Below are 26412 nucleotides of genomic sequence, written 5' to 3'. Positions count from 1 at the left end.
GTCAGTCCAGCAGCTCGCGCAACACCTGGGTGAAGGCGCGGGCGCTTTCTTCTTCGCCGGCGTGATGTCCGTCGCGCACCACCCAGCGGCCGTTGACCAGTACATCGCGCACTTGCCTGTCGGAGCCTGCGAACAGCCACCGATTGAGGATGGCATCGCCGCTGGCCGTGGCCAGGTACGGATCGTTGCCGTCGAGCACCAGCCAGTCGGCGCGCTCGCCAATGGCCAGGCTGCCGATCGGTTGTCCAAGCGCCTGTGCGCCACCGACCAGCGACGCATCGAAGAGCGTGCGCCCGACCATGGGCTGGTCCTGGCGATAGAGGCGATTGCGGCGCTGGTCGCGCAGGCGTTGACCGTATTCCAGCCAGCGCAGCTCTTCCACCACGCTCAGGGAAACATGGCTGTCGGAGCCGATGCCCAGGCGACCGCCCTGAGCCAGGAATTCAACGGCCGGGAAGATGCCATCGCCAAGGTTGGCTTCTGTCGTCAGGCACAGGCCGGCGACCGCACCACTGTTGGCCATCAGGCTGACTTCCTCACTGTTGGCGTGAGTTGCATGCACCAGGCACCAGCGCTGATCCACCTCGGTGTTTTCATACAGCCACTGCAGCGGGCGACGACCGCTCCAGGCCAGGCAGTCGTCGACTTCCTTCTGTTGCTCGGCGATATGGATATGCACCGGGCAGGTCTTGTCGCTGGCGGCCAGCACCTGTTCGATCTGCTCGGGCGTTACCGCGCGCAGCGAGTGGAAGCACAGGCCAAGCTGCTGGGCGGGCTGTTGTGCGATCTGCGGGGCCAGGCGGGCCTGCAGGTCCAGGTATTGCTCGGTGCTGTTGATGAAGCGGCGCTGCCCATCGTTGGGCGCCTGGCCGCCGAAACCGGAATGGCTGTACAGCACGGGGCAGAGGGTCAGGCCGATACCGGCGGCGGTGGCAGCCTGGCTGATGCGCAGGGACAGCTCGGCTGGGTCCGCATAGGCCTTGCCGGCGGTGTCGTGATGAACGTAATGGAATTCGGCGACCGAGGTATATCCGGCCTTGAGCATTTCGATGTACAACTGGCGGGCGATGACGCCGAGCTGATCCGGGCTGATCTTGCCGACCAGGCGGTACATCAGGTCGCGCCAGGTCCAGAAACTGTCGTTCGGGTTGCCGGCGACTTCGGCAAGGCCAGCCATCGCACGCTGGAAGGCATGTGAGTGAAGATTGGGCATGCCCGGCAGCAAAGGGCCGCGGATATGCTCGGCGCCCTCGGCGCCGGCGTTGGCCTGGACTTGAGTCAAACGGCCATCGGGGCCGACCTCGAGTCTGACATTATTAGCCCATCCACTAGGCAACAAAGCGCGTTCGGCAAAGAAGGCGGGCATCGATCGGCACCTCAACGTGTGTTTATTTGTATATACATATACAGACGTTTGCCTGCTGGGTAAACTCCGGCAAGCTAGTCATCTTAATTTTTGATCAAGGAATTCCCGTGCCGACTCCGCCTGCCGTTGCTGCGCTGGTTGCCCAGATGGGTGATAGTCCGGCGCCCTTGTATGCCCGCGTCAAGCAGATGATCACCCTGCAGATCCAGAATGGTAGCTGGCCGCCGCACTATCGTGTGCCGTCGGAAAGCGAGCTGGTCAATCAGCTGGGCTTCAGCCGCATGACCATCAACCGCGCCTTGCGCGAGTTGACGGCAGAAGGCCTGCTGGTGCGCATGCAAGGCGTCGGCACTTTCGTTGCCGAACCCAAGACCCAGTCCGCCCTGTTCGAAGTGCACAACATTGCCGATGAAATTGCCTCGCGCGGCCATCGCCACACCTGCAAGGTCATTACCCTGGGTGAAGAGGCTGCCGGTTCCGAGCGCGCCCTGGCCCTGGACATGCGCGAAGGTCAACGGGTGTTCCACTCGCTGATCGTGCATTACGAAAACGATATTCCGGTGCAGATCGAAGATCGCTTCGTCAATGCGGTGGTCGCCCCGGAATACCTCAAGCAGGACTTTACCCTGCAGACGCCGTACGCGTACCTGTCCCAGGTGGCGCCACTGACCGAAGGCGAGCACGTGGTCGAAGCGATTCTGGCCGAGCCCGAAGAGTGCCGCCTGCTGCAGATCGAGCCGGGCGAGCCCTGCCTGCTGATACGGCGGCGCACCTGGTCCGGCCGCACGCCGGTGACCGCTGCGCGCTTGATCCACCCCGGTTCCCGTCATCGTTTGGAAGGACGATTCAGTAAATGAGCCTGTTGAAAGTTCTGCGCGCGGCCGATTACCCGCGCATGCCCTGGAAAAATGGCGGTGGCAGCACCGAAGAAATCACCCGCGACACAGGCACTGGCCTGGATGGCTTTGGCTGGCGGCTGTCGATTGCCGATATCGCCGAATCCGGTGGTTTCTCCAGCTTCGCCGGTTACGAGCGCATCATCACCGTCTTGCAAGGCGATGGCATGATCTTGCGGGTTGATGGTCATCACACGCGTAAATTGTTGCCTTTCGACGCCTTTGCCTTCCGTGGCGAAAGCGCGGTGTCGTGCAGCCTGCTGGGTGGCGCGATACGTGATTTCAATCTGATCTATATGCCTGAGCGTTACCGTGCGCGCCTGCAGTGGTTTGATGTGCGCGAACCGGTGCGCTTGTTCAGCTCGGCCAGCACTGTGCTGGTATTCAGTGCTGCCGAACAGCTTCAGGTCGAACTGGGCAAGCACGAAGCAGAAGTGCTGGGCGAGTACGATTGCCTGCAACTGAGCGGTAACAACGATGTGCTGGAAATCGTCCTGACAGGTAAATGCTGCCTGATCGAGCTGATCGCTGCCTGACTGATCACTTTCACCTCTCGTTCCCACGCTCCGCGTGGGAATGCCTCCTCTGACGCTCCGCGTCATGACGCTGGAGCGTCAGCCGACTGCATTCCCATGCGGAGCGTGGGAACGAGATGGCCTCGATGGCATCGTCTGCTACTCAACACCGCACCATCCTCGCGCAATTTGTTACCGAACACCCCAAGGTGACACAAAGTCGCCACCCGGTAACAATTCTCTGGCATACCAATCCGATTTCCTACAAGTTTTCCATCCTCTCCAACGCCTTGTCCCATAAGGCTTTTCCGCCAATTTCCAGTTTTTCATCGGCCTCGCATTACAAGTTGGCCGCTTGATTGCATATGCTTGTATGTACAAGTAAAGATGTGTGCGTATGAGTGAACAGGAAATCCTCCGCTCACTCTCCTTGTTTACCGAATTCCGCCTGTCTCGTCGCAGGCTCACTTGCCCATGACCCGGGCTGGTTTGAACTGATCGCTAGAGGAGTCTTTTCCGTGACCGACAATGCTCAAAACAAATTCCGTGATGTTGAAATCCGTGCCGCTCGCGGTAACAAGCTGACCGCCAAAAGCTGGCTGACCGAAGCGCCGCTGCGCATGCTGATGAACAACCTCGACCCGGAAGTGGCCGAGAACCCGAAAGAGCTGGTGGTTTACGGTGGCATTGGCCGCGCGGCGCGTAACTGGGCGTGCTACGACAAGATCGTCGAGAGCCTGACCAACCTCAATGACGACGAAACCCTGCTGGTGCAGTCGGGCAAGCCGGTCGGCGTGTTCAAGACCCACAGCAACGCCCCGCGCGTACTGATCGCCAACTCCAACCTGGTTCCGCACTGGGCGACCTGGGAACACTTCAACGAACTGGATGCCAAGGGCCTGGCCATGTACGGTCAGATGACCGCCGGCAGCTGGATCTACATCGGCAGCCAGGGCATCGTCCAGGGCACCTACGAAACCTTCGTCGAAGCCGGTCGCCAGCACTACAACAGCAACCTCAAGGGCAAGTGGGTCCTGACCGCAGGCCTCGGTGGCATGGGCGGCGCCCAGCCACTGGCTGCCACCCTGGCCGGCGCCTGCTCGCTGAACATCGAATGCCAGCAGAGCCGTATCGACTTCCGTCTGAGCAGCCGTTATGTCGACGAGCAAGCCAAAGACCTCGACGACGCGCTGGCCCGCATCGCCAAATACACCGCCGAAGGCAAGGCGATCTCCATTGCCCTGTTGGGTAACGCCGCCGAAATCCTGCCGGAACTGGTGCGTCGTGGCGTTCGCCCGGACATGGTTACCGACCAGACCAGCGCCCACGACCCACTCAACGGCTACCTGCCGGCTGGCTGGACCTGGGAACAGTACCGTGACCGCGCCGTGACCGAACCGGCTGCCGTGGTGAAAGCCGCCAAGCAATCGATGGCTGTTCACGTCAAGGCCATGCTCGACTTCCAGAAGCAAGGCATCCCGACCTTCGACTACGGCAACAACATCCGTCAGATGGCCAAGGAAGAAGGCGTGGAAAACGCATTTGACTTCCCGGGCTTCGTACCGGCCTACATCCGTCCGCTGTTCTGCCGCGGTATCGGTCCGTTCCGCTGGGCCGCACTGTCGGGCAACGCCGAAGACATCTACAAGACCGACGCCAAGGTCAAGGAACTGATCCCGGACGACGCCCACCTGCACAACTGGCTGGACATGGCCCGTGAGCGCATCAGCTTCCAGGGCCTGCCGGCGCGTATCTGCTGGGTTGGCCTGGGCCTGCGCGCCAAGCTGGGCCTGGCCTTCAACGAAATGGTCCGCAGCGGCGAGCTGTCGGCTCCGATCGTGATCGGCCGCGACCACCTCGACTCAGGCTCCGTATCCAGCCCGAACCGCGAAACCGAATCGATGCAGGATGGCTCCGACGCCGTGTCCGACTGGCCACTGCTCAACGCCCTGCTCAACACCGCGAGCGGCGCGACCTGGGTTTCCCTGCACCACGGCGGCGGCGTCGGCATGGGCTTCTCCCAGCACTCGGGCATGGTCATCGTCTGTGACGGTACCGATGAAGCGGCCGAGCGCATTGCCCGCGTGCTGCACAACGACCCGGCGACCGGTGTCATGCGTCACGCCGATGCCGGTTACCAGATCGCGATCGACTGTGCCAAGGAGCAGGGACTGAATCTGCCGATGATTACGGGCTGAAACAAAGGGGGCCGTCCATGATGGGCGGCCCACCGCAATCCCTATAGGACTGGTTGAATTACAAGAACAATCCTCAGAGGTTGGACCATGGCTGTTAACGATCGTGCAAGCAGTAAGCCGTTGATCGAGAAACGTTCGATTGACTACATCCCGGAAGCGGAAAGACACGGTCGTCTGCTTAGCCAGTTCACCCTGTGGCTGGGTGCCAACCTGCAAATCACTGCGATTGTGACCGGTGCGCTGGCAGTGGTGCTGGGTGGGGATGTGTTCTGGTCATTGATTGGTCTGTTGATCGGGCAACTGCTCGGCGGTGGCGTGATGGCACTGCACGCGGCGCAAGGTCCGCAACTGGGCCTGCCACAGATGATTTCCAGTCGGGTGCAGTTCGGCGTGTATGGGGCGGTGATTCCGCTGGTGCTGGTGTGCCTGATGTATATCGGCTTTTCGGCCAGTGGATCCTTGCTGGCGGGGCAGGCGGTAGCGCAGCTGCTGCACGTCGAAGACTGGGTCGGCATCGTGCTGTTCGCCGGCTCGATCATGGTCTTCACCATCTTCGGCTATCGCGTCATTCACGGCATCGGCCGGGTGGCGAGTGTGCTGGGTGTGGTGGCCTTTATCTATCTGTTCTACAAGTTGCTGGCCGGTAACGATATCGGCGCGCTGCTGGGCAACAAGCATTTCTCACTGGCGAGCTTCCTGCTGGCCGTGTCGTTGTCGGCTTCCTGGCAAATCGCGTTCGGCCCGTATGTGGCGGACTATTCGCGGTATTTGCCGCGCAGCACTTCGGCGGCGAAAACCTTCTGGGCGGTAGGGTTGGGGTCGGTGGTCGGTGCGCAAGCCTCGATGGTCTTCGGCGTCTTTGCCGCGGCGTTGGCCGGATCGCAGTTTGCCCACCACGAAGTTTCGTTCATCGTCAGTCTGGGCGGAACCGGAATTGTCGCGGCGTTGCTGTACTTTGCCGTGGCTTTCGGCAAGGTCACCGTGACCACGCTCAATGCCTATGGCAGCTTCATGTCCATTGCGACAATCATCAGTGGCTTTCGCGGCAGCCGACACATCTCCAGTGCCGTGCGTCTGCTTTACATCTTCCTGATGGTGTCGATTGCGGCGGCCCTGGCATTGCTTGGCAAGGACTCGTTCCTCAAGGAATTCTCCGCGTTCATCCTGTTCCTGCTGGCGTTCTTCACGCCCTGGAGCGCAATCAACCTGGTCGATTTCTACTGCATCACCAAAGAGCGTTACGACATTCCGGCACTGTCCAATCCAGACGGTCGCTACGGACGTTGGAACATCATGGGGATCAGCATCTATGTGTTTGGCGTGTTGATTCAAATGCCGTTCATTTCCACCCACTTCTACACCGGGCCTTTGGTCGCGAGCCTCGGTGATACCGATATTTCCTGGATCATCGGTCTGGTGGTGCCTGCCGTGATGTATTACCTGGCAGCCAGGAAGTGGCATGGGGCTGTACCCGATCATCTGATTCTGCCGGTCGAGCAGGGCGCGAAGATCGAGCAAAAGCTGTCTGAGACTGGCCAAGTTGCTTCTCAAGGAGCACGCTGAATTCAGGTCGACCGGATTACCCAATCCTATGGTCGGCCGCGGCATGAGGTGAGCAAATGAGCGCGGCGCAGATGAGCAAAATCGAAGTCAAAAACGTCTTCAAGATATTTGGCGCCCGTGCAGAAGATGCGCTGAACCTGATTCGCCAGAAAAAAACCAAGGATGAGGTGCTGGCCGAAACCGGCTGCGTGATCGGCGTCAATGATCTTTCTCTGTCCATTGGCAGTGGCGAGATATTTGTGATCATGGGCTTGTCCGGCTCGGGCAAGTCGACTCTGGTGCGTCACTTCAACCGATTGATCGAGCCGACCAGCGGCGAGATTCTGGTCGATGGTGAGGACATTCTGCGCTATGACAGGGATGCCCTGCGCGAATTCCGCCGCCACAAGATCAGCATGGTGTTCCAGAGTTTCGGTCTGCTGCCGCACCGCACTGTGCGGGATAACGTTGCCTACGGCCTGAAAATCCGTGGCGAGAGCAAGGAAAAGTGTGCCGAACGCGCTCTGCACTGGATCAATACCGTGGGTTTGAAAGGCTACGAAAATTCCTACCCGCACCAACTGTCTGGTGGCATGCGTCAGCGCGTCGGTCTGGCCCGGGCCCTGGCCGCCGACACCGACATCATCCTGATGGATGAAGCCTTCAGTGCGCTTGACCCGCTGATCCGTGCCGAGATGCAAGACCAGTTACTCGAGCTGCAAAAGGCGCTGCACAAGACCATCGTGTTCATTACTCATGACCTCGATGAAGCGGTGCGCATCGGCAATCGTATTGCGATTCTCAAGGACGGCCGCCTGATTCAGGTCGGTACGCCGAAGGAAATTCTTTACCAGCCTGCCGACGAATACGTCGATCGTTTCGTGCAGCGCCGCGTTGCTGCTCTTTAAGGAAAAAGTGTGAAAGACCCGCATTTGTTGGAAAGCGTTTTACCGAATCTGTACTGAAACTTGTGTTCAACCTACACCAGCGTGCCAAGCCGCAAGTCATCCAACCGGAGAAAGCGGCGGATAACGGAGAACTCCGGAGCGATTGGTAGTTATTACAAAACTCTCAAAAGGAGCATGAATGTGACTGCACTAAACCTTATCCCTGGCCAACTGAGCCTTGCCCAACTGCGTGATGTCTACCAGCAACCGGTAAAAGTCAGCCTCGATGACAGCGCCTCGGCGCAAATTGAAGCCAGCGTCGCCTGCGTGGAGCAAATCCTCGCCGAGAACCGTACCGCTTACGGCATCAACACCGGTTTCGGCCTGCTGGCCTCGACCCGTATTGCCAGCGCAGACCTGGAAAACCTCCAGCGCTCCCTGGTGCTGTCCCATGCCGCCGGTGTCGGCGAGCCAATCAGCGATGCGCTGTGCCGCCTGATCATGGTGCTCAAGGTCAACAGCCTGAGCCGTGGTTTCTCCGGTATCCGCCGCAAGGTCATCGATGCGCTGATCACCCTGATCAACGCCGAAGTTTATCCACACATCCCGCTCAAGGGCTCGGTCGGTGCATCCGGCGACCTGGCACCTCTGGCGCACATGTCGCTGGTGCTGCTGGGCGAAGGCAAGGCACGTTACAAGGGCCAGTGGCTGCCGGCCACCGAAGCACTGGCTGTGGCCGGGCTGGAACCTTTGACCCTGGCGGCCAAGGAAGGTCTGGCACTGCTCAACGGTACTCAGGTTTCCACCGCATTCGCCCTGCGCGGTCTGTTCGAAGGTGAAGACCTGTTCGCCGGCGCACTGGCCTGCGGCAGCCTGACCGTCGAGGCGGTATTGGGCTCGCGTTCGCCGTTCGATGCACGGATTCACGCCGCTCGCGGCCAGAAAGGCCAGATCGACGCCGCTGCCGCTTATCGCCATCTGCTGGGTGAGCGCAGCGAGATCTCCGACTCCCACGAGAATTGCGAGAAGGTCCAGGATCCGTACTCCCTGCGTTGCCAGCCGCAAGTCATGGGCGCTTGCCTGACCCAGTTCCGCCAGGCCGCTGAGGTGCTGGTGATCGAAGCCAACGCCGTATCGGACAACCCATTGGTGTTCGCTGCCGAAGGTGACGTGATTTCCGGCGGTAACTTCCACGCCGAACCTGTGGCCATGGCCGCCGACAACATGGCGCTGGCCATCGCTGAAATCGGTTCGCTGAGCGAGCGTCGCATCTCGCTGATGATGGACAAGCACATGTCGCAACTGCCGCCGTTCCTGGTGGCCAATGGTGGGGTCAACTCTGGCTTCATGATTGCCCAGGTGACTGCTGCTGCTCTGGCCAGCGAGAACAAGGCACTGTCGCACCCGCATTCGGTCGACAGCCTGCCGACTTCCGCGAACCAGGAAGACCACGTTTCCATGGCGCCAGCTGCCGGCAAGCGTCTGTGGGAAATGGCCGAAAACACCCGTGGCATCCTCGCCGTGGAATGGCTCGCTGCCTGCCAGGGCCTGGACCTGCGTGAAGGCCTGAAGACTTCGGCCAAGCTGGAGCTGGCTCGCAACACCCTGCGCAGCAAAGTGGCGTACTACGAGAAAGACCGTTTCTTCGCACCGGACATCAACGCCGCGAGCGAGCTGCTGGCTTCCCGTTGCCTGAATGAGCTGGTGCCGGCGAAGTTGCTGCCTAGCTTGTAATCGGGGAGGGGCCTTTGGCCCCTTTTCGCGGGCAAGCCCGCTCCTACCCTGTAGGAGCGGGCTTGCCCGCGATAACGGTTTCCGCCAATAAAAATAATCAGAGACGTGCAATGCAACAGCAAGCAGCAGGCTTGAAACGCGGGCTATCGGCCCGACATATTCGCTTCATGGCGCTGGGGTCGGCTATCGGCACCGGGCTGTTTTACGGTTCTGCCTCGGCCATTCAAATGGCCGGGCCAGCAGTGCTGCTCGCCTACCTGATTGGTGGCGCGGCGGTTTACATGGTCATGCGCGCCCTGGGTGAAATGGCCGTGCACAACCCGGTCGCAGGCTCCTTCGGTCAGTACGCCAGTACCTACCTGGGCCCGATGGCCGGCTTTATCCTCGGTTGGACCTACGCATTTGAAATGGTCATCGTCGGCCTTGCGGACGTGACGGCCTTCGGCATCTATATGGGATTCTGGTTCCCCGAAGTCGCGCGCTGGATCTGGGTGCTCGGCATTGTTTTCCTGATTGGCGGCCTGAATCTGTGCACCGTGAAAGTCTTCGGTGAAATGGAGTTCTGGATGTCGCTGCTCAAGGTCAGCGCCATTATCGCGATGATCCTCGGCGGCCTCGGAATCATGGCGTTCGGTATCAGCAGCTCGCCAACGGCGCAGGTCACGGGTATCAGCAATCTCTGGACCCAGGGCGGCTTCATGCCCAACGGTGTCGGCGGCCTGATCGCCTCGTTCGCGGTGGTGATGTTTGCATTCGGCGGCATCGAGATCATCGGCGTTACCGCCGGGGAGGCAAAGGATCCGCAGCATGTGCTGCCAAAGGCGATCAACGCCGTTCCTCTGCGTATTCTGCTGTTCTACGTACTGACCCTGTTCGTGTTGATGGCGATCTTCCCGTGGCAGCAAATCGGCAGCCAGGGCAGTCCGTTCGTACAGATTTTCGACAACCTGGGCATCAGCTCGGCAGCGACCATCCTTAATATCGTGGTGATCTCCTCGGCGATCTCGGCGATCAACAGCGACATCTTCGGTGCGGGGCGCATGCTGTTCGGTCTGTCCCAGCAAGGTCAGGCGCCCAAGGCCTTCGGCCAGTTGTCCCGGCATGGCGTGCCGTGGATGACCGTGATGGTCATGAGTGCAGCGTTGCTCGGCGGTGTACTGCTCAACTACCTGATACCGGAAAATGTGTTTGTGCTGATCGCTTCGATCGCGACCTTTGCGACTGTCTGGGTCTGGCTGATGATCCTGGTCACTCAGGTGGCCATGCGTCGCTCCATGAGCGCCGAGCAAGTCGCGCAACTGAAGTTTCCGGTGCCGTTCTGGCCCTATGCACCCATGGCGGCGATTGCTTTCATGGCGTTCATCTTCGGTGTGCTGGGCTACTTCCCGGACACCCAGGCTGCCTTGATCGTCGGCGTGGTGTGGATTGTCCTGCTGGTGCTGGCCTACCTGCTCTGGGTCAAGCCGGCGGCAGGGCAGGCGGCGCTGGTCACGCACGACCCTTCTTTTTCTCATCGATAACTAACGGAGGCCACGGATGAAAACTCTCTGGCAACACTGCCACATCGCAACCATGGCGCAGGGTAACTACTCGATCATCGAGGATGCCGCCATCGTGACGGCAGGAGCGCACATTGAGTGGATCGGCCCTCGCAGTGAGCTGCCGGCCGGCGAGTACCCTGAGGTCAAGGATCTCGCGGGCGCCTGGGTTACGCCGGGCCTGATCGATTGCCACACCCATACGGTGTTCGGTGGCAATCGCAGCGGCGAGTTCGAGCAGCGCCTGCAGGGCGTCAGTTATGCCGAGATCGCAGCCGCCGGTGGCGGTATTGCCAGCACCGTGCGTGCAACGCGCGCAGCGAGCGAGGACGAGTTGTTCGCCAGCGCGCAAAAGCGTTTGCAGAGCTTGCTGAACGATGGCGTTACCAGCGTCGAGATCAAATCCGGTTATGGTCTGGACCTTGCCAGCGAGCGCAAGATCCTGCGGGTAATCCGCCGTCTCGGCGCCGAGTTGCCGGTCAGCGTGCGCAGCACTTGCCTGGCTGCCCACGCCCTGCCACCGGAATATGCCGATCGCGCTGACGATTACATCGATCATATCTGCACTGAAATGCTTCCGGCCCTGGCGGCGGAAGGGCTGGTGGATGCCGTAGACGCTTTCTGCGAATACCTGGCATTTACCCCGGCACAGGTGGAGCGGGTATTCATCGCCGCACAAAACCTCGGTTTGCCGGTCAAATTGCATGCCGAACAGCTTTCGTCCCTGCACGGTTCGAGCCTGGCAGCGCGTTATCACGCATTGTCGGCGGACCATCTGGAATTCATGACCGAAGACGACGCCGTCGCCATGGCCGAGTCCGGTACGGTCGCGGTGTTGTTGCCGGGGGCGTTCTATTTCCTGCGCGAAACCCAATTGCCGCCCATGGAGGCCTTGCGCAAGCACGGCGTGAAAATCGCCGTTGCCAGCGACCTCAACCCCGGCACCTCGCCGGCATTGTCGCTACGGCTGATGTTGAACATGGCCTGCACGTGCTTCCGTATGACTCCGGAAGAAGCCCTTGCCGGTGCGACCATTCATGCCGCCACCGCGCTGGGCATGGGGCAGACCCATGGTTCGCTGGAAATCGGCAAATTCGCCGACTTCGTCGCCTGGGACATCGAGCGGCCGGCGGACCTCGCTTACTGGCTGGGCGGTGACCTCAACAAACGCATCATTCGCCATGGCGTTGAAGTATCGAATCAGGAGGTGACACGTGGATAAGGTTCTGAATTTTGAAAAGGGCCGAGTGCCACTGTTGATCAGCATGCCCCATGCCGGGGTGCGCCTGACCCCGGGGGTCAAGGCTGGCCTGATCGACGCGGCACAAAGCCTGCCGGATACCGATTGGCACATCCCGTTGCTGTACGAATTCGCTGTCAAGGAGATGGGCGCGAGCGTCGTGTCGGCCGAGTACTCGCGCTTCGTCGTCGACCTCAATCGCCCGTCAGATGACAAGCCGTTGTACGCCGGCGCCACCACCGGCCTCTACCCGGCCACGCTGTTCGATGGCGTGCCATTGTTCAAGGAAGGGCTGGAACCCTCGGCTGACGAGCGTGCGACGTATCTGGAAACGATATGGACCCCTTATCACCGCACCATCGAAGAAGAACTGAAGCGCCTGCGCGACGAGTTCGGCTATGCGTTGCTGTGGGATGCGCACTCGATCCGCTCCCACGTTCCGCACTTGTTCGAAGGCAAATTGCCGGATTTCAACCTTGGCACCTTCAACGGCGCGAGCTGCGATCCGTCACTGGCCAGTAAGCTTGAAAGTATCTGCGCCGGGTTCAGTGGCTACAGCCATGTGCTCAACGGTCGATTCAAGGGTGGTCATATCACCCGCCATTATGGCGACCCGGCCCGTAACATCCACGCCGTTCAGCTGGAACTGGCTCAAAGCACCTATATGGAGGAGTTCGAGCCGTTCCTCTACCGCGAAGACCTGGCAGCGCCGACGCAGGAAGTGCTCAAGGCACTGCTCCAAGGGCTGCTGGCCTGGGGGCGGCAGCGTTATCCGGGCTAACCTGCACCCCTGCCCCTCGTTCCCACGCTCTGCGTGGGAATGCCTCTCCTGACGCGCAGCAAACCGACGCAGAGCGTCTGCTTCTGCATTCCCACGCAGAGCGTGGGAACGAGAGGCGCGCGCCCACAAGGGGAATGCTCAAACCGCAATTCGGGTTTATGATGCCGGTCGGCTATACATAATGAAGTCCCCACAGGGATGACCCGAACCCCGACGGAGTGCGCAATGCAGACTTTGTACCCGCAGATCAAACCTTACGCCCGGCACGATCTGGCCGTGGAAGAGCCGCATGTGCTGTATGTCGATGAGAGTGGCTCGCCGGAAGGTTTGCCGGTGGTGTTCATTCATGGCGGCCCGGGAGCTGGCTGTGATGCACAGAGTCGTTGCTACTTCGACCCGAACCTGTACCGCATCATTACGTTCGATCAGCGTGGTTGCGGTCGTTCGACCCCACACGCCAGTCTCGAGAACAACACCACCTGGCACCTGGTCGAAGACCTGGAGCGGATTCGCAAGCACCTGGGCATCGAGAAATGGGTGCTGTTCGGCGGGTCATGGGGCTCGACGCTGTCACTGGCTTATGCCCAGACCCACCCTGAGCGTGTGCACGGCCTGATCCTGCGCGGGATCTTCCTGTGCCGCCCGCAAGAGATCGAGTGGTTCTACCAGGCTGGCGCCAGCCGGATGTTCCCTGACTATTGGCAGGATTACATCGCGCCGATCCCGGCGGACGAACGCGGTGACCTGGTCAAGGCCTTCCACAAGCGCCTGACCGGCAACGATCAGATCGCCCAGATGCACGCGGCCAAGGCCTGGTCGACCTGGGAAGGTCGCACCGCCACCCTGCGGCCCAATCCGCTGGTGGTCGACCGCTTCTCCGAACCGCAGCGGGCGCTGTCGATCGCACGGATCGAATGCCACTACTTCACCAACAATGCTTTCCTGCAGCCCGATCAGCTGATTCGTGACATGCCGAAGATTGCCCACCTGCCGGCGGTCATCGTGCACGGTCGCTATGACGTGATCTGCCCGTTGGACAATGCCTGGGAATTGCACCAAGCCTGGCCCAACAGCGAGCTGAAGGTCATCCGCGATGCCGGTCATGCGGCGTCCGAACCCGGGATCACCGATGCGCTGGTACGCGCTGCCGACCAGATGGCCCGGCGCCTGCTCGACCTGCCGCTCGAAGAAGCATGAAGGGCCTGCTGCAGCGCGTGCGGGGCGCGCGAGTGGAAGTGGCGGGTGACATAGTCGGGGCCGTCGACCAGGGGCTGCTGGTACTGGTGGCGGTCGAGCCCGGGGACACCCGGGCCCACGCCGACAAATTGCTGCACAAGCTGCTCAACTACCGGGTGTTCAGTGATGAGCAGGGCAAGATGAACCGTTCGCTCAAGGATGTCGGCGGCGGCTTGCTGCTGGTTTCCCAGTTCACCCTGGCCGCCGATACCAACAGCGGTCTGCGCCCGAGTTTTTCGACGGCAGCGCCGCCGGCCCTGGGCATCGAATTGTTCGACTACCTTTTGACCCGGGCGCGGTCCTTGCATCACACCGTTGCCAGTGGGGAATTTGGGGCAGACATGCAGGTGCACCTGGTCAATGATGGCCCGGTAACATTCCTGTTACAAATATAAGTGCCGAAATGGCCGATTTGCAGGCAAAACAGGCGTTTTGTAGCATAAATACTTCTGTTCCCCTGATGCGTTGTAACGCGGCCTACTAGATAATCGCGCGCTATGTGGAGCGACGTTCGTCGGTCCGTTTTGTCCTGACTTGAGACTTGTCCGTTACCGATTGGGGAATCATTGCGCCCTTTCGGAGTCGGAATAATGCTCGCCAACCCGGCAAACGATAGCTGGCCGTTGGTTTATTGATCTGTTTTCGGCGAGGGTTGCTCGTGATTGTTAGTCCCTGTAATGCACCAAGAACACCCGGCAAGCGGTTGCGTAGCGCCCTGTTGGCGGGGTCCGCGCTGATCTGTATGTTCGGCGCCGGCCAGCTCTGGGCGTTCAACCTTGACGATGTGGCGGCCAAGGCCAAAGACCTTGCCGGGCAGAAGTACGAGGCACCGAAAAGCAATCTGCCGAATGAGTTCCGCGACATGAAGTTCGCGGACTACCAGAAGATTCGCTTCCTCGAAGGCAAGGCCCAGTGGGCTGACGAAAAGACCCCGTTCAAGCTGTCCTTCTACCATCAGGGCATGCATTTCGACACGCCGGTCAAAATCAACGAAATCACTGCCAACACGGTCGAAGAGATCAAGTACGACCCGAGCCGGTTCGATTTCGCTGACGTGAAATTCGACCCCAAGGCCACCGAAAAGCTGGGCTGGGCTGGTTTCCGGGTGTTGTACCCGATCAACAAGGCCGACAAGCAGGACGAAGTCATGACCCTGCTGGGCGCGAGCTACTTCCGCGTCGTCGGCAAGGGCCACGTCTATGGTCTGTCGGCCCGTGGCCTGGCCATCGACACCGCGCTGCCGTCGGGCGAAGAGTTCCCGCGCTTCACCGAGTTCTGGGTCGAGCGTCCGAAGCCTGAAGACAAGCAACTGGTGATCTATGCGCTGCTCGATTCGCCGCGCTCCACCGGTGCCTACAAGCTGATCCTGCGTCCCGGCAGCGATACCATCGTCGACGTCAAATCCCGCGTCTACCTGCGTGACCACGTCGGCCGCCTGGGTATTGCTCCGTTGACCAGCATGTTCCTGTTCGGCACCAACCAGCCGTCGAAGGTTCTCAACTACCGTCACGAGCTGCATGACTCCGAAGGCCTGTCCATCCACGCCGGCAATGGCGAATGGATCTGGCGTCCGCTGAACAACCCGAAACACCTGGCCGTCAGCAACTTCAGCGTGGAAAACCCGCGTGGTTTCGGCCTGTTGCAGCGCAATCGTGATTTCGGCCGCTTCGAAGACCTCGACGACCGCTACGACCTGCGCCCAAGCGCCTGGATCGAGCCGAAGGGCGATTGGGGCAAGGGCACCGTCGATCTGGTCGAAATTCCGACTGCCGATGAAACCAACGACAACATCGTTGCCTTCTGGAGCCCGGAGAAGCTGCCTGAACCGGGTCAACCATTCGATTACGACTACCGTCTACACTGGACTATTGACGAAGAGGAATTGCATCCGCAGGACCTCGGCTGGGTCAAGCAGACCCTGCGCTCGACCGGTGACGTGAAGCAGTCCAACCTGATTCGCCAGCCCGACGGCAGCGTTGCCTTCCTGGTCGACTTCGAAGGTCCGGTCCTCAAGGCTCTGCCTGAAGACGCCGCCGTACGCAGCCAGGTCAGCGTCGATGACAACGCCGAACTGGTCGAGAACAACTTGCGCTACAACCCTGAAACCAAGGGCTGGCGTCTGACGCTGCGCCTGAAGGTCAAGGATCCGAGCAAGGCGGTCGAGATGCGTGCCGCATTGGTCAAGGACCTGCCGCCGCCGGCAGAATCTGCCAAGACAGTGGCCCTGGCCAAACAGGACAAAGTCGCAGCCAAAAAAGTCGTGGCCAAGGACGAGAAGACTGACAAGCCTGCCGAGCAGCCAGCTGCCGACCAGGCGACGCCAACCCCTGAGGTGCCGGCCAAGACCGAACAAGTCCTGACCGAAACCTGGAGCTATCAGTTGTCTGCCGATGAGTAATTCTCCAGCACGGCCAGAGTCTCTGAGCGAGTACCTGGCACATCTGCCCTTGAGTGAAGAGCAGCGCGCGGAACTCGCACGCTGCAAGTCCTTTAGCGAGCTGCATGCGCATTTGTCTGCACAGCCTGTCAGCGAGGAGGCCGAAGCGGTGCAAGCCTCGGTCGGCCGTCGCCTGACACTCAACAGTGCGGCCGAGTTGGAAGAGGCCGAGATGCTCGGCCTCGATGCCAGCGGCCGGGTCCGGTTGAAGGCGACCCCGCCGATCCGCCGCACCCGAGTAATCCCCGAGCCGTGGCGGACCAATATCCTGGTCCGTGGCTGGCGCAGGCTGACCGGGCGCAAGAATGCGCCCGCACCGGCCAAGCGCGAGCTGCCGTCGGCACGCTGGCGCTGGGTCGGTTCGATGCGCCGCTATATTCTGCTGGCATTGATGCTTGGCCAGACCGTCGTCGCCGGCTGGTACATGAAAGGCATCATGCCGTACCAGGGCTGGTCCTTCGTCGATCTGGAGGAAATCACCCAACAGCCGTTGCTGCAGACCGCTCAGCAGGTACTGCCCTATGCGCTGCAGACCAGCATCCTGATTCTGTTCGGAATCCTGTTCTGCTGGGTTTCGGCGGGCTTCTGGACGGCCCTGATGGGCTTTCTCGAGCTGCTCACCGGGCGCGATAAATATCGCATCTCCGGTGCCAGTGCCGGCAACGAGCCGATCAGTGCCGATGCGCGCACCGCCATTGTCATGCCGATCTGCAACGAAGACGTGCCCCGGGTATTTGCGGGACTGCGGGCGACCTTCGAGTCGGTGGCGGCTACCGGTGACCTTGACCGCTTCGACTTCTTCGTGCTCAGCGATACCAACGACACCGATATCGCCGTGGCCGAGCAACAGGCCTGGCTGGAAGTCTGCCGCGAAGCCAAGGGCTTTGGGCGGATCTTCTACCGTCGCCGTCGCCGCCGGGTCAAACGCAAGAGTGGCAACCTCGATGACTTCTGCCGTCGCTGGGGCAGCGATTACCGCTATATGGTGGTGCTCGACGCCGACAGCGTGATGAGTGGCGAATGCTTGACCAGCCTGGTTCGCCTGATGGAAGCGACCCCGGATGCGGGGATCATCCAGACCGCGCCGAAGGCGTCGGGCATGGATACCCTCTATGCGCGCATGCAGCAGTTCGCGACCCGTGTCTATGGGCCGCTGTTCACTGCTGGCCTGCACTTCTGGCAGCTGGGTGAGTCCCACTATTGGGGCCACAACGCGATCATCCGGATGAAACCCTTCATCGAGCACTGCGCCCTGGCGCCGCTGCCCGGCAAGGGCGCGTTCGCCGGTGCGATCCTGTCTCACGACTTCGTCGAGGCTGCTCTGATGCGTCGCGCCGGCTGGGGCGTGTGGATCGCGTACGATCTGCCAGGCAGTTACGAAGAGCTGCCGCCCAACCTGCTCGACGAGCTCAAGCGCGATCGCCGCTGGTGTCACGGCAACCTGATGAACTTCCGCCTGTTCCTGGTCAAGGGCATGCACCCGGTACACCGCGCGGTGTTCCTGACCGGCGTGATGTCCTACCTGTCGGCGCCGTTGTGGTTCTTCTTCCTGGTGTTGTCGACGGCGCTGCTGGCGGTCAATACCTTGATGGAGCCGCAGTACTTCCTCGAGCCACGCCAGCTTTATCCGCTGTGGCCGCAATGGCACCCGGACAAGGCCATCGCGCTGTTTTCGACGACGATCGTGCTGCTGTTCCTGCCCAAGCTGCTCAGTGTGATCCTGATCTGGGCCAAGGGCGCGAAAGAGTTCGGCGGGCGCTTCAAGGTGACCTTGTCGATGCTGCTCGAGATGCTCTTCTCGATGTTGCTGGCGCCGGTGCGCATGCTGTTCCACACCCGTTTCGTACTGGCTGCGTTCCTGGGCTGGGCCGCGACCTGGAACTCGCCGCAGCGTGACGACGATTCGACTCCATGGAGCGAAGCCGTCCGTCGCCATGGTCCGCAAACCCTGCTGGGTGCGGCCTGGGCATTGCTGGTTGCTTCTCTGAACCCGAGCTTCCTGTGGTGGCTGGTGCCGATCGTCGGCTCCTTGATGCTGTCGATTCCGGTCTCGGTGATTTCCAGCCGGGTCAAGCTGGGCCTGCGCGCCAAGGACGAGAGCCTGTTCCTGATTCCCGAGGAATACGCCACGCCCCATGAGCTGCTGGCAACCGACCAGTACACCCACGAGAACCGCTGGCATGCCCTGCATGACGGTTTCGTTCGCGCCGTGGTCGACCCTCAGCAGAACGCCCTGGCCTGTGCCCTGGCCACAGCCCGCCATACCCAGGCCGAGCCTGTGGAGTGGCTGCGCGCCGAACGTGTAAGGCAAGCGTTGAAAGTCGGACCGGAGCAACTCGACGGGGCTACGCGTCTGGCCCTGCTGAGCGACCCGGTCGCGCTGGCACGGCTGCATGCGCTGGTCTGGAGCGAGCAGAACGAGCCTTGGTTGAGCGCCTGGCGTCGTTCGATCGAAGCCGATCCGCACTCGCCATTGCTGCCCCTGCGGCCTGAGCAGGCTTCGCTGCAGCCTACCCTGGCGAACGCCTGAAAGTAGCGCCCTTGAGCAGATTGTTCAGGGGCGTGGTTTGCGAAAAGCGGTCATTTCCTACATGGAAGTGACCGCTTTTCTGCTTTCAAGGTGTAACAAATTCTCATCCCAGCCTTGTACTGCTCCGCGAGTACGTTAGGATCGCACCCCTTGTTGGTGCGCCGGACATTTTCGCCCGGGTCTGCCGGGGAATGCGCACCCCATTTCACGAGATTTTTTGCCAGGGGACTGGGTGATGATGAAGAAGTATCTGTCGATGCTGCTGTTGGGCGTCTCGGCGTGGATCGGGGTTAGCGCCGCCCAGGCTGGCGCGATTGATGATGCGGTCAAGAACGGCACCCTGCGGGTGGGCATGGACCCGACCTACATGCCGTTCGAGATGACCAACAAGCGTGGTGAAATCATCGGCTTCGAAGTGGACCTGCTCAAAGCCATGGCCAAGGCCATGGGCGTCAAGCTGGAGCTGGTGTCCACCAGTTACGACGGCATTATCCCGGCCCTGCTGACCGGCAAGTTCGACATGATCGGCAGCGGCATGACCCTGACCCAGGAGCGCAACCTGCGCCTGAACTTCAGTGAACCCTTCATCGTCGTCGGGCAAACCCTGCTGATTCGCAAGGAACTGGCTGACAAGATCAAGTCCTACAAAGACTTGAACACGGCCGACTACCGTATCACCTCGAAGGTCGGCACTACCGGCGAGATGGTCGCCAAGAAGCTGATTTCCAAAGCCCAGTACCATGGCTATGACAATGAGCAGGAAGCGGTCATGGATGTGGTCAACGGCAAGGCTGACGCCTTCATCTACGATGCCCCGTACAACGTCGTGGCCGTGAACAAGGCCGGTAACGGCAAGCTGCTGTTCCTCGACCAGCCGTTCACCTACGAGCCACTGGCATTCGGCCTGAAGAAAGGTGACTACGACAGCATCAACTTCATCAACAATTTCCTGCACCAGATTCGTGAAGACGGCACCTACGACCGTATCCATGACAAGTGGTTTAAAGACACCGCCTGGCTCAAGGACATGGAATAACGCCCCGGCGTTCATCCTGGCTTGAAACCCAACGCGCAGGCCGGTCCTGCGCGTTCGCTTTTACGGAACACACCTGTGATCAAACACAAGAAAGCCCAGTGGCCCTGGCACGGGCTGACGGCGCTGGTCCTGATTGGCCTGGCCTGCAGCCTGTATTTTGCGACCTCGATGATTTCATACGAGTGGCGCTGGAATCGCGTCCCTCAGTATTTCGCCTACCATGCCGAAGAAGCGCACCGCGCAGCCGGCTATGGCAAGGTCGAGGCCATCACCCGGCAGGGCGATCTGGCCTCGGTGACGCTGCGTGACGAAGACGGCGGCGAGCAAGTACTCGAAGTCGACCACGACAGCCTGCAACTGGCCAAGGGCGACGATGTTGCCGAAGGCGACCTGATCGGCGTCACCCGCCATTGGGCTGCCGGGCCGCTGGCCTGGGGGCTTTGGACCACGGTGTGGATCTCTCTGGCTTCGGGTGTTCTGGGGCTGCTGATCGGGCTGGTGGCCGGTCTGTGCCGGCTATCCAACAACCCGACCCTGCGTGACCTGTCCACGGTCTATGTCGAACTGGTGCGCGGTACGCCGCTGCTGGTGCAGATCTTCATCTTTTACTTCTTTATCGGTACGGTATTGAACCTGTCCCGCGAGTTTGCCGGCGTGGCGGCTCTGGCCTTGTTCACCGGCGCCTATGTCGCCGAAATCGTGCGTGCAGGCGTCCAGTCGATTGCCCGTGGCCAGGGCGAGGCGGCACGCTCGCTGGGCCTGAGCGCGGGCCAGTCGATGCGCCATGTGGTTCTGCCGCAGGCGTTCAAGCGTGTCCTGCCACCGCTGGCGGGGCAGTTCATCAGTCTGGTCAAGGACACCTCGCTGGTCTCGGTCATTGCCATCACCGAGCTGACCAAGAGCGGTCGGGAAGCCATTACCACGTCTTTCTCGACCTTTGAGATCTGGTTCTGCGTCGCGGGCCTGTATCTGCTTATCAACCTGCCGCTGTCGCACTTCGCCAGCCGGCTAGAACGGAGGCTCGCGCAAAGTGATTGAAGTCCGCGATCTGGTAAAAGTCTTCGATACCCGGGGTCAGGTCGTCCGTGCGGTCGATCATGTCAGCACCAATGTGGCCAAGGGCGAAGTGCTGGTCGTGCTGGGCCCCTCGGGCTCGGGCAAGTCGACCTTCCTGCGTTGCCTCAATGGCCTGGAGTCTTTCGACGAGGGCACGGTCAGCATCGATGGCCTGCAACTGGTCGACCCGAAGACCGACGTCAACGCCTACCGCCGTGAAGTCGGCATGGTCTTCCAGCATTTCAATCTGTTCCCGCACATGACCGTGCTGGAGAACCTGTGTCTGGCGCAGAAAGTGGTGCGCAAGCGCGGCAAGCAGGAGCGTGAGGCCAAGGCGCGGATGCTGCTGGAGAAGGTCGGCATCGGCCAGAAGGCCAACGAGTTCCCGTCACGCCTTTCCGGCGGTCAGCAGCAGCGCGTGGCCATTGCCCGGGCGTTGGCGATGGACCCCAAGGTCATGTTGTTCGACGAACCTACCTCGGCGCTGGACCCGGAAATGGTCGGCGAAGTGCTGGATGTGATGAAAACCCTGGCCGTCGAAGGCATGACCATGGTCTGCGTGACCCATGAAATGGGCTTTGCCCGTGAGGTGGCGGATCGGGTGCTGTTTTTCGATCACGGCAAGTTGCTGGAAGACTCGCCGCCGGAGCAGTTCTTTACGGCGCCGAAGGATTTGCGGGCGCAGGCGTTTTTGCGGCAAGTGCTGTAATTGCTATCGCTGGCAAGCCAGCTCCCACAGAGGTGTCGTTGCGATCACAGAACCCTGTGGGAGCGGGCTTGCCCGCGATGAGGCCGGCCGGGCCGACCCAAAACCTCAGATCCTGAACTTCCCAACCAGCATCTGCAAATGCGTCCCCAACCGCGCCAGCTCAACGCTGGATGCCGCCGTCTCCTCACTCGCCGCCGACGTCTGATCCGATACATCCCGCACATTCAACACGCTACGGTTGATCTCTTCAGCCACCGAGCTCTGCTGCTGCGCCGCCGCGGCAATCTGCTGGTTCATCCCCTGAATGGCCGATACGGTCTGGGTAATGGTCGCCAGGGCGCTGCCGGCGCGACGGGTCAGCTCGACGCTGCTGTCGGTCAGGCTGCGGCTGTTATCCATGACGCCGGCGACCTGCTGGGTGCCACTCTGCAGGCCAGCAATCAGTTCTTCAATTTCTTCGGTGGATTTGTGGGTGCGCTGGGCCAGGCTGCGCACTTCATCGGCCACCACGGCGAAGCCACGCCCGGCTTCACCGGCCCGGGCCGCTTCGATAGCCGCGTTGAGTGCCAGCAGGTTGGTCTGCTGGGCGACGGACTTGATCACATCGAGCACGCTACCGATCTTGTCGCTTTCCTGCTTGAGCTGGCTCATGGCCTGGGTCGATTGGCCAACTTCAGCTGCCAGTCGCTCGATCTGCTTGATCGCTTCACCCACGACCTTGTCACCTTCACGGGCTTGCTGGTCGGCGGCGACGGCGGCCTCCGAAGCCTGCTCGGCATTGCGCGCGACTTCCTGCACCGTCGCGGCCATCTCGTTCATGGCCGTGGCGACCTGATCGGTCTCCACTTTCTGATTGTTGACCCCGGCGCTGGTCTGTTCGGTAACGGCCGAGAGCTGCTCGGCGGCGCTGGCGATCTGGGTGACGCCGTCGCTGATGCCGCCGATCAGTTCGCGCAGGTTCAGGGTCATGCGTTGCAGGCTGCGCTGCAGTTGGCCCAACTCATCGCGGCGCTCGGATTTCAGGTCGTGGCTCAAATCGCCGCCAGCGATCTGGTCGACCACGTTCAAGGTCTGATGCAATGGGGTGACGATCTGTCGGGTGATGGCCCAGGCACAAATGGCGCCGAACAGCAGTGCGAGTGCCGTGACCAGGGCCAACAGGGTTTTGGCCTGGTGTATCTCGCTACCGCGTTGCGCGATCATTGAAGCGGTCATTTGCGAGCTCATGTCCAGCAACACTTGGCCCTGATGCTCCATGCGTGCCAGCGCTTGAGAGTTATCGGCCCGGGGCGGACTATGGCTCACTTCATTGAAAATGCGTCGATATTCGCCAACTGCGCCCAGTTGACGGTCGGCCATGTCGATACTTTCCGGGGTCTCAAGCTGCGTGCGGACGCTTTGCAAGTGCTGTTCGAGAGTATCGAGCGTCTTCACTACCGCTGTCGAATTTTGCGGCATTGGTTCGAGCAGATAACCCATGCGGCTGATGCGCAAGTCTCGGGTCAGGTCGCTGACGTTTGCAATCGCGCTGAGTTTGTTACTGCGCTCCAGCATCTTGTTCAGGCCTTGCCAGCCCGTCAAAGTGATGAACAGCGTCAGTAGAAGCACCAGGCCGAAGCCGATGCCGAGTTTCCGATTGACGCTTATGTTTCCCAGACTCTGGGCTAACCAACGGTACATGACAGACTCCATGGCGACTAGGCCGAACGTTTAGTTGACTGGCGCCATTGCATCGGCGCGCGTCAAGGAAACTGAAGTCCTGCAGCGTTAAATCAGAATAATCGGGCAAGAAGGGCGGGTACGGCTGTCTCGACCCGCAGGATGCGTTCGCCCAGTTGCACCGGTTGCAGCCCGGCCTTGGTCAGCAGGTCGACTTCGTAGGGGATCCAGCCGCCTTCCGGGCCGATTGCCAGGGTCACGGGCTCATCCAGCCCGCGGGGGCAGGTCGGGTAGTCGCCGGGGTGGCCGATCAGGCCGAGGGTATCGGCGGCGATAGCCGGCAGACGGTCTTCGACGAAGGGCTTGAAGCGCTTTTCGATGATCACTTCGGGCAGGATGCTGTCACGCGCCTGTTCCAGGCCCAGCACCAGTTGTTCGCGAAGTGCCTCGGGCTCGAGGAATGGCGTTTGCCAGAAGCTTTTTTCCACGCGATAGCTGTTGACGAGCACCAGCCTGGGTACGCCCATGGCCGCGACGGTCTGCAGCACCCTGCGGAGCATTTTGGGCCGGGGCAGGGCCAGTACCAGGGTCAATGGAAGCTTGGCCGGTGGTGGTTGGTCGAGACTGACTTGCAGCTCGGCTTCATGGTCTTCCAGGCGCAACACCTGGGCGCGCCCCATCAAGCCACCAAGCTGGCCGACACGCAGGCTGTCGCCCACCGCACAGCGGTGGACTTCTTGCATGTGGGTCAAGCGTCGGTCGCGCAGGACTACCCGATCAGCGGCCGTGAAGTCAGCCTGTTCCAGTAACAGCAGGTTCACGGCAGGGTCGCTGGCGGCTGATCGTTACTGTCGTTGTCGGTCGACGAATCTTCATCGTGCTCGCTGCGCTTTCTGATCAGGCCGCCAAACAGCACGCCGATCTCGAACAGCAGCCACATGGGCACGGCCAGCAAGGTCTGGGAGAAGATGTCCGGCGGAGTCAGGATCATGCCCACGACGAAGCAGCCAATGACCACGTACGGGCGGATCTTCTTCAGGTATTTGACGTCGACCACGCCGATCCATACCAGCAGGACCACGGCAACCGGTATCTCGAACGCCACGCCGAAGGCAAAGAACAATGTCATGACGAAGTCCAGGTAACTGGCGATATCCGTCATCATCGACACACCTTCGGGCGTCGCATGGGCGAAGAACTTGAAGATCAGCGGGAACACCAGGAAGTAGGCAAATGCCATCCCGGCGTAGAACAGGAAGATGCTGGAGATCAGCAACGGCACGGCGATGCGCTTTTCATGCTTGTACAGGCCCGGTGCGATGAAACCCCAGATCTGGTGCAGGATCAGCGGAATCGCCAGGAACAGCGAGACCATCATGGTCAGCTTGAACGGCGTCAGGAATGGTGACGCCACATCCGTGGCGATCATCGTTGCGCCGACCGGCAGGTATTGGCGCAATGGAGCCGAGACCAAGGTGTAGATCTGCTGAGCGAAGGAGAACAACCCCAGGAAGATCAGGAAGATAGCCGCTACGCAACGCAGCAGGCGAGTACGCAGTTCAGTCAGGTGCGAGACCAGCGGCATTTGCTGGTCGTTTTCCGGGATATCGCTCATGAGGCTCGCGGTGGCGTTGGCGTGTCGTGGGAGGAAGGCGCGGTGCTGGTGACAGGCGCGGGTGCCGGTTGTTCTGGCAGGGCCGCTTGGCCGGCAACGACCGGTTGGGCGGCTTCAGGTGTTGCCAGCGGTTTAACCGGCTCTTGCGGTGCTACCGGCTGTGGGTTGGCGATCCTCTGGGCTTCCTTTTCCAGCGAAAGGATGTGCTCATTGTGCAGTTGCCGACGGATTTCGTCGGCACCGATTTCGCGTTCCACTTCCTGCTTGATGGCGTTGAAGCTGCGCTTCAGGCGCCCGACCCAAAGGCCAGCCGTGCGCGCAGCACCAGGCAGGCGCTCGGGGCCGAGCACGAGCAGGGCGACGAGGCCGACGAGCAGCAGTTCACTGAAGCTGATCCCGAACATTTATCAGTCTTTCCTGATCGGCTCTTCGACTTTCTGAGCCTGGCCGTCGATGGTCTGCGGCTGGTTCAGAGGGGAGTTGGCCTGAGGGTTGACCGGCTGAACCGGCGGCTCTGCGGGTTTTTCTTCATCGTTCATGGCTTTGCGGAAGCCCTTGATCGACTCACCGACATCGGTGCCCAGACCTTTCAGTTTCTTGGTACCGAATACCAGTACCACGACAATGAGGATGACGATCCAGTGTTTCCAGTCAAAAATACCCATGATGCTGCTCCTTATAATTGTGAGTTAGGCGGATGGTTGGCGTGCAGCCTTTTCGGCATGGCCGGAGAGACCGAAGCGACGGTCCAGTTCGTCGAGCACGGCTTGCGGGTGCTGACCGAGGGCAGCGAGCATGACCAGGCTATGGAACCATAAATCGGCGGTTTCGTAGATTACATCGCTGCAGTCGCCGCTGACAGCGGCATCCTTGGCGGCAATGATGGTCTCGACAGACTCTTCGCCGACCTTCTCCAGAATCTTGTTCAGGCCCTTGTGGTAGAGGCTTGCGACATAGGAACTGTCAGCGGCCGCGCCTTTGCGCGATTCAAGCACTTCGGCCAGGCGGGTCAGAGTGTCAGTCATTTCAATGTCCTGCCTGATAAATGGCGTGCGGATCCTTGAGCACCGGGTCGACGGTTTTCCAGTCGCCGTTCTCATAGATGCGATAGAAGCAGCTCTCGCGACCGGTGTGGCAAGCGATATGGCCGATCTGCTCGACCATCAGGATGATCACGTCGGCATCGCAGTCCAGGCGCATTTCGTGCAGTTTTTGCACGTGACCGGACTCTTCGCCCTTGCGCCACAGCTTGCCACGCGAACGCGACCAGTAAATGGCGCGGTTCTCGGTGGCGGTCAGGCTCAATGCTTCGCGGTTCATCCAGGCCATCATCAACACGCGCCCGGTCTTGTGGTCTTGCGCGATGGCCGGGACAAGGCCGTCGCTGTTCCAGTTGATCTCGTCCAGCCAATCTTTCATCTTTGACTCCACAACCGA

At 60.8% G+C, this 26412-nt stretch carries 24 protein-coding genes; 16 read left to right on the top strand and 8 right to left on the bottom strand.

The window, feature by feature from the left end; translation table 11 throughout:
* Window position 1: 1 nt before the first annotated feature.
* Window positions 2-1366 (bottom strand): formimidoylglutamate deiminase, encoded by a 1365-nt coding sequence (locus F2S13_RS01215; protein ID WP_166358197.1) that lies wholly within the window; start codon window positions 1364-1366, stop codon window positions 2-4.
* Window positions 1367-1512: 146 nt separating this feature from the next.
* Here F2S13_RS01215 and hutC point away from each other — a divergent pair, with 146 nt between their 5' ends.
* The 16 genes from hutC to F2S13_RS01135 all read left to right on the top strand — a co-directional run bounded on the left by hutC (window position 1513) and on the right by F2S13_RS01135 (window position 21701).
* On the top strand, window positions 1513-2223 hold the full coding sequence (gene hutC / locus F2S13_RS01210; protein WP_166358468.1) for a histidine utilization transcriptional repressor HutC: 711 nt from the start codon (window positions 1513-1515) through the stop codon (window positions 2221-2223).
* A complete protein-coding gene (locus tag F2S13_RS01205) occupies window positions 2220-2798 on the top strand; it encodes a HutD/Ves family protein (RefSeq protein WP_166358195.1) in 579 nt (192 codons plus the stop codon). Before hutC ends, F2S13_RS01205 begins: the two co-directional genes overlap by 4 nt.
* A gap of 497 nt (window positions 2799-3295) precedes the next feature.
* Window positions 3296-4975: a urocanate hydratase gene (gene hutU, locus F2S13_RS01200; protein ID WP_166358193.1), complete on the top strand. Its 1680-nt coding sequence runs from the start codon at window positions 3296-3298 to the stop codon at window positions 4973-4975.
* Between the two features lie 87 nt (window positions 4976-5062).
* On the top strand, window positions 5063-6538 hold the full coding sequence (locus tag F2S13_RS01195) for a purine-cytosine permease family protein (protein WP_166358191.1): 1476 nt from the start codon (window positions 5063-5065) through the stop codon (window positions 6536-6538).
* Window positions 6539-6594: 56 nt separating this feature from the next.
* On the top strand, window positions 6595-7425 hold the full coding sequence (locus tag F2S13_RS01190; protein WP_166358189.1) for a quaternary amine ABC transporter ATP-binding protein: 831 nt from the start codon (window positions 6595-6597) through the stop codon (window positions 7423-7425).
* A gap of 174 nt (window positions 7426-7599) precedes the next feature.
* Window positions 7600-9138, top strand: coding sequence for a histidine ammonia-lyase (gene hutH, locus F2S13_RS01185; RefSeq protein ID WP_166358187.1), 1539 nt, complete (start codon window positions 7600-7602; stop codon window positions 9136-9138).
* A gap of 110 nt (window positions 9139-9248) precedes the next feature.
* Window positions 9249-10658, top strand: a complete 1410-nt coding sequence (locus F2S13_RS01180; RefSeq protein ID WP_166358185.1) for an amino acid permease — start codon at window positions 9249-9251, stop codon at window positions 10656-10658.
* 16 nt (window positions 10659-10674) lie between these two features.
* On the top strand, window positions 10675-11898 hold the full coding sequence (gene hutI / locus F2S13_RS01175) for an imidazolonepropionase (RefSeq protein WP_166358183.1): 1224 nt from the start codon (window positions 10675-10677) through the stop codon (window positions 11896-11898).
* Window positions 11891-12697 carry an N-formylglutamate deformylase gene (hutG, locus tag F2S13_RS01170; protein WP_166358181.1) on the top strand — a complete coding sequence of 269 codons (807 nt, stop codon included), beginning with the start codon at window positions 11891-11893 and terminating at the stop codon, window positions 12695-12697. Before hutI ends, hutG begins: the two co-directional genes overlap by 8 nt.
* Before the next feature lie 225 nt (window positions 12698-12922).
* On the top strand, window positions 12923-13894 hold the full coding sequence (gene pip, locus F2S13_RS01165) for a prolyl aminopeptidase (protein ID WP_166358179.1): 972 nt from the start codon (window positions 12923-12925) through the stop codon (window positions 13892-13894).
* Window positions 13891-14328 carry a D-aminoacyl-tRNA deacylase gene (gene dtd, locus F2S13_RS01160; protein ID WP_166358177.1) on the top strand — a complete coding sequence of 146 codons (438 nt, stop codon included), beginning with the start codon at window positions 13891-13893 and terminating at the stop codon, window positions 14326-14328. The genes pip and dtd overlap by 4 nt, the downstream gene beginning before the upstream one ends.
* Window positions 14329-14591: 263 nt before the next feature.
* Window positions 14592-16331, top strand: coding sequence for a glucan biosynthesis protein (locus F2S13_RS01155; protein ID WP_166358175.1), 1740 nt, complete (start codon window positions 14592-14594; stop codon window positions 16329-16331).
* Entirely contained in the window at window positions 16324-18900 is a 2577-nt protein-coding gene (gene mdoH, locus F2S13_RS01150; protein WP_166358174.1) for a glucans biosynthesis glucosyltransferase MdoH, read from the top strand. The genes F2S13_RS01155 and mdoH overlap by 8 nt, the downstream gene beginning before the upstream one ends.
* Before the next feature lie 238 nt (window positions 18901-19138).
* Window positions 19139-19936, top strand: a complete 798-nt coding sequence (locus tag F2S13_RS01145) for a transporter substrate-binding domain-containing protein (protein WP_166358466.1) — start codon at window positions 19139-19141, stop codon at window positions 19934-19936.
* Window positions 19937-20011: 75 nt separating this feature from the next.
* A complete protein-coding gene (locus F2S13_RS01140; RefSeq protein WP_166358172.1) occupies window positions 20012-20974 on the top strand; it encodes an ABC transporter permease subunit in 963 nt (320 codons plus the stop codon).
* On the top strand, window positions 20967-21701 hold the full coding sequence (locus F2S13_RS01135) for an ATP-binding cassette domain-containing protein (RefSeq protein ID WP_166358170.1): 735 nt from the start codon (window positions 20967-20969) through the stop codon (window positions 21699-21701). The genes F2S13_RS01140 and F2S13_RS01135 overlap by 8 nt, the downstream gene beginning before the upstream one ends.
* A 105-nt stretch (window positions 21702-21806) precedes the next feature.
* On the opposite strand, the gene F2S13_RS01130 is transcribed toward F2S13_RS01135, so the two are convergent.
* The 7 genes from F2S13_RS01130 to hisI form a co-directional block, all read right to left on the bottom strand.
* Window positions 21807-23381: a methyl-accepting chemotaxis protein gene (locus F2S13_RS01130; RefSeq protein ID WP_166358168.1), complete on the bottom strand. Its 1575-nt coding sequence runs from the start codon at window positions 23379-23381 to the stop codon at window positions 21807-21809.
* A 92-nt stretch (window positions 23382-23473) separates the two neighbouring features.
* Window positions 23474-24181, bottom strand: coding sequence for a 16S rRNA (uracil(1498)-N(3))-methyltransferase (locus F2S13_RS01125; RefSeq protein ID WP_166358143.1), 708 nt, complete (start codon window positions 24179-24181; stop codon window positions 23474-23476).
* Window positions 24178-24975: a twin-arginine translocase subunit TatC gene (tatC, locus tag F2S13_RS01120; protein WP_166358141.1), complete on the bottom strand. Its 798-nt coding sequence runs from the start codon at window positions 24973-24975 to the stop codon at window positions 24178-24180. The genes F2S13_RS01125 and tatC overlap by 4 nt, the downstream gene beginning before the upstream one ends.
* Entirely contained in the window at window positions 24972-25379 is a 408-nt protein-coding gene (tatB, locus tag F2S13_RS01115) for a Sec-independent protein translocase protein TatB (protein ID WP_166358139.1), read from the bottom strand. The genes tatC and tatB overlap by 4 nt, the downstream gene beginning before the upstream one ends.
* A 3-nt stretch (window positions 25380-25382) precedes the next feature.
* Window positions 25383-25640 carry a twin-arginine translocase TatA/TatE family subunit gene (locus F2S13_RS01110; protein ID WP_166358137.1) on the bottom strand — a complete coding sequence of 86 codons (258 nt, stop codon included), beginning with the start codon at window positions 25638-25640 and terminating at the stop codon, window positions 25383-25385.
* A gap of 24 nt (window positions 25641-25664) precedes the next feature.
* On the bottom strand, window positions 25665-26000 hold the full coding sequence (locus tag F2S13_RS01105) for a phosphoribosyl-ATP diphosphatase (RefSeq protein ID WP_166358135.1): 336 nt from the start codon (window positions 25998-26000) through the stop codon (window positions 25665-25667).
* Window position 26001: 1 nt separating this feature from the next.
* A complete protein-coding gene (gene hisI, locus F2S13_RS01100) occupies window positions 26002-26394 on the bottom strand; it encodes a phosphoribosyl-AMP cyclohydrolase (RefSeq protein ID WP_166358133.1) in 393 nt (130 codons plus the stop codon).
* Between the last annotated feature and the right edge of the window lie 18 nt (window positions 26395-26412).

This window comes from Pseudomonas akapageensis (assembly GCF_011355085.1).
GTDB classification, from domain to species: domain Bacteria; phylum Pseudomonadota; class Gammaproteobacteria; order Pseudomonadales; family Pseudomonadaceae; genus Aquipseudomonas; species Aquipseudomonas akapageensis.
Note: the sequence above shows the minus strand (reverse complement) of the source record. Positions and strands in the feature narration are given on the sequence as shown.

Coding starts and splice junctions, on each gene's coding strand:
- F2S13_RS01215 (WP_166358197.1), bottom strand. CDS start 1,366: ATGCCCGCCTTCTTTGCCGAACGCGCTTTGTTGCCTAGTGGATGGGCT.
- hutC (WP_166358468.1), top strand. CDS start 1,513: ATGGGTGATAGTCCGGCGCCCTTGTATGCCCGCGTCAAGCAGATGATC.
- F2S13_RS01205 (WP_166358195.1), top strand. CDS start 2,220: ATGAGCCTGTTGAAAGTTCTGCGCGCGGCCGATTACCCGCGCATGCCC.
- F2S13_RS01195 (WP_166358191.1), top strand. CDS start 5,063: ATGGCTGTTAACGATCGTGCAAGCAGTAAGCCGTTGATCGAGAAACGT.
- F2S13_RS01190 (WP_166358189.1), top strand. CDS start 6,595: ATGAGCGCGGCGCAGATGAGCAAAATCGAAGTCAAAAACGTCTTCAAG.
- hutH (WP_166358187.1), top strand. CDS start 7,600: ATGAATGTGACTGCACTAAACCTTATCCCTGGCCAACTGAGCCTTGCC.
- F2S13_RS01180 (WP_166358185.1), top strand. CDS start 9,249: ATGCAACAGCAAGCAGCAGGCTTGAAACGCGGGCTATCGGCCCGACAT.
- hutI (WP_166358183.1), top strand. CDS start 10,675: ATGAAAACTCTCTGGCAACACTGCCACATCGCAACCATGGCGCAGGGT.
- pip (WP_166358179.1), top strand. CDS start 12,923: ATGCAGACTTTGTACCCGCAGATCAAACCTTACGCCCGGCACGATCTG.
- dtd (WP_166358177.1), top strand. CDS start 13,891: ATGAAGGGCCTGCTGCAGCGCGTGCGGGGCGCGCGAGTGGAAGTGGCG.
- mdoH (WP_166358174.1), top strand. CDS start 16,324: ATGAGTAATTCTCCAGCACGGCCAGAGTCTCTGAGCGAGTACCTGGCA.
- F2S13_RS01145 (WP_166358466.1), top strand. CDS start 19,139: ATGAAGAAGTATCTGTCGATGCTGCTGTTGGGCGTCTCGGCGTGGATC.
- F2S13_RS01130 (WP_166358168.1), bottom strand. CDS start 23,381: ATGTACCGTTGGTTAGCCCAGAGTCTGGGAAACATAAGCGTCAATCGG.
- tatC (WP_166358141.1), bottom strand. CDS start 24,975: ATGAGCGATATCCCGGAAAACGACCAGCAAATGCCGCTGGTCTCGCAC.
- tatB (WP_166358139.1), bottom strand. CDS start 25,379: ATGTTCGGGATCAGCTTCAGTGAACTGCTGCTCGTCGGCCTCGTCGCC.
- F2S13_RS01110 (WP_166358137.1), bottom strand. CDS start 25,640: ATGGGTATTTTTGACTGGAAACACTGGATCGTCATCCTCATTGTCGTG.
- F2S13_RS01105 (WP_166358135.1), bottom strand. CDS start 26,000: ATGACTGACACTCTGACCCGCCTGGCCGAAGTGCTTGAATCGCGCAAA.
- hisI (WP_166358133.1), bottom strand. CDS start 26,394: ATGAAAGATTGGCTGGACGAGATCAACTGGAACAGCGACGGCCTTGTC.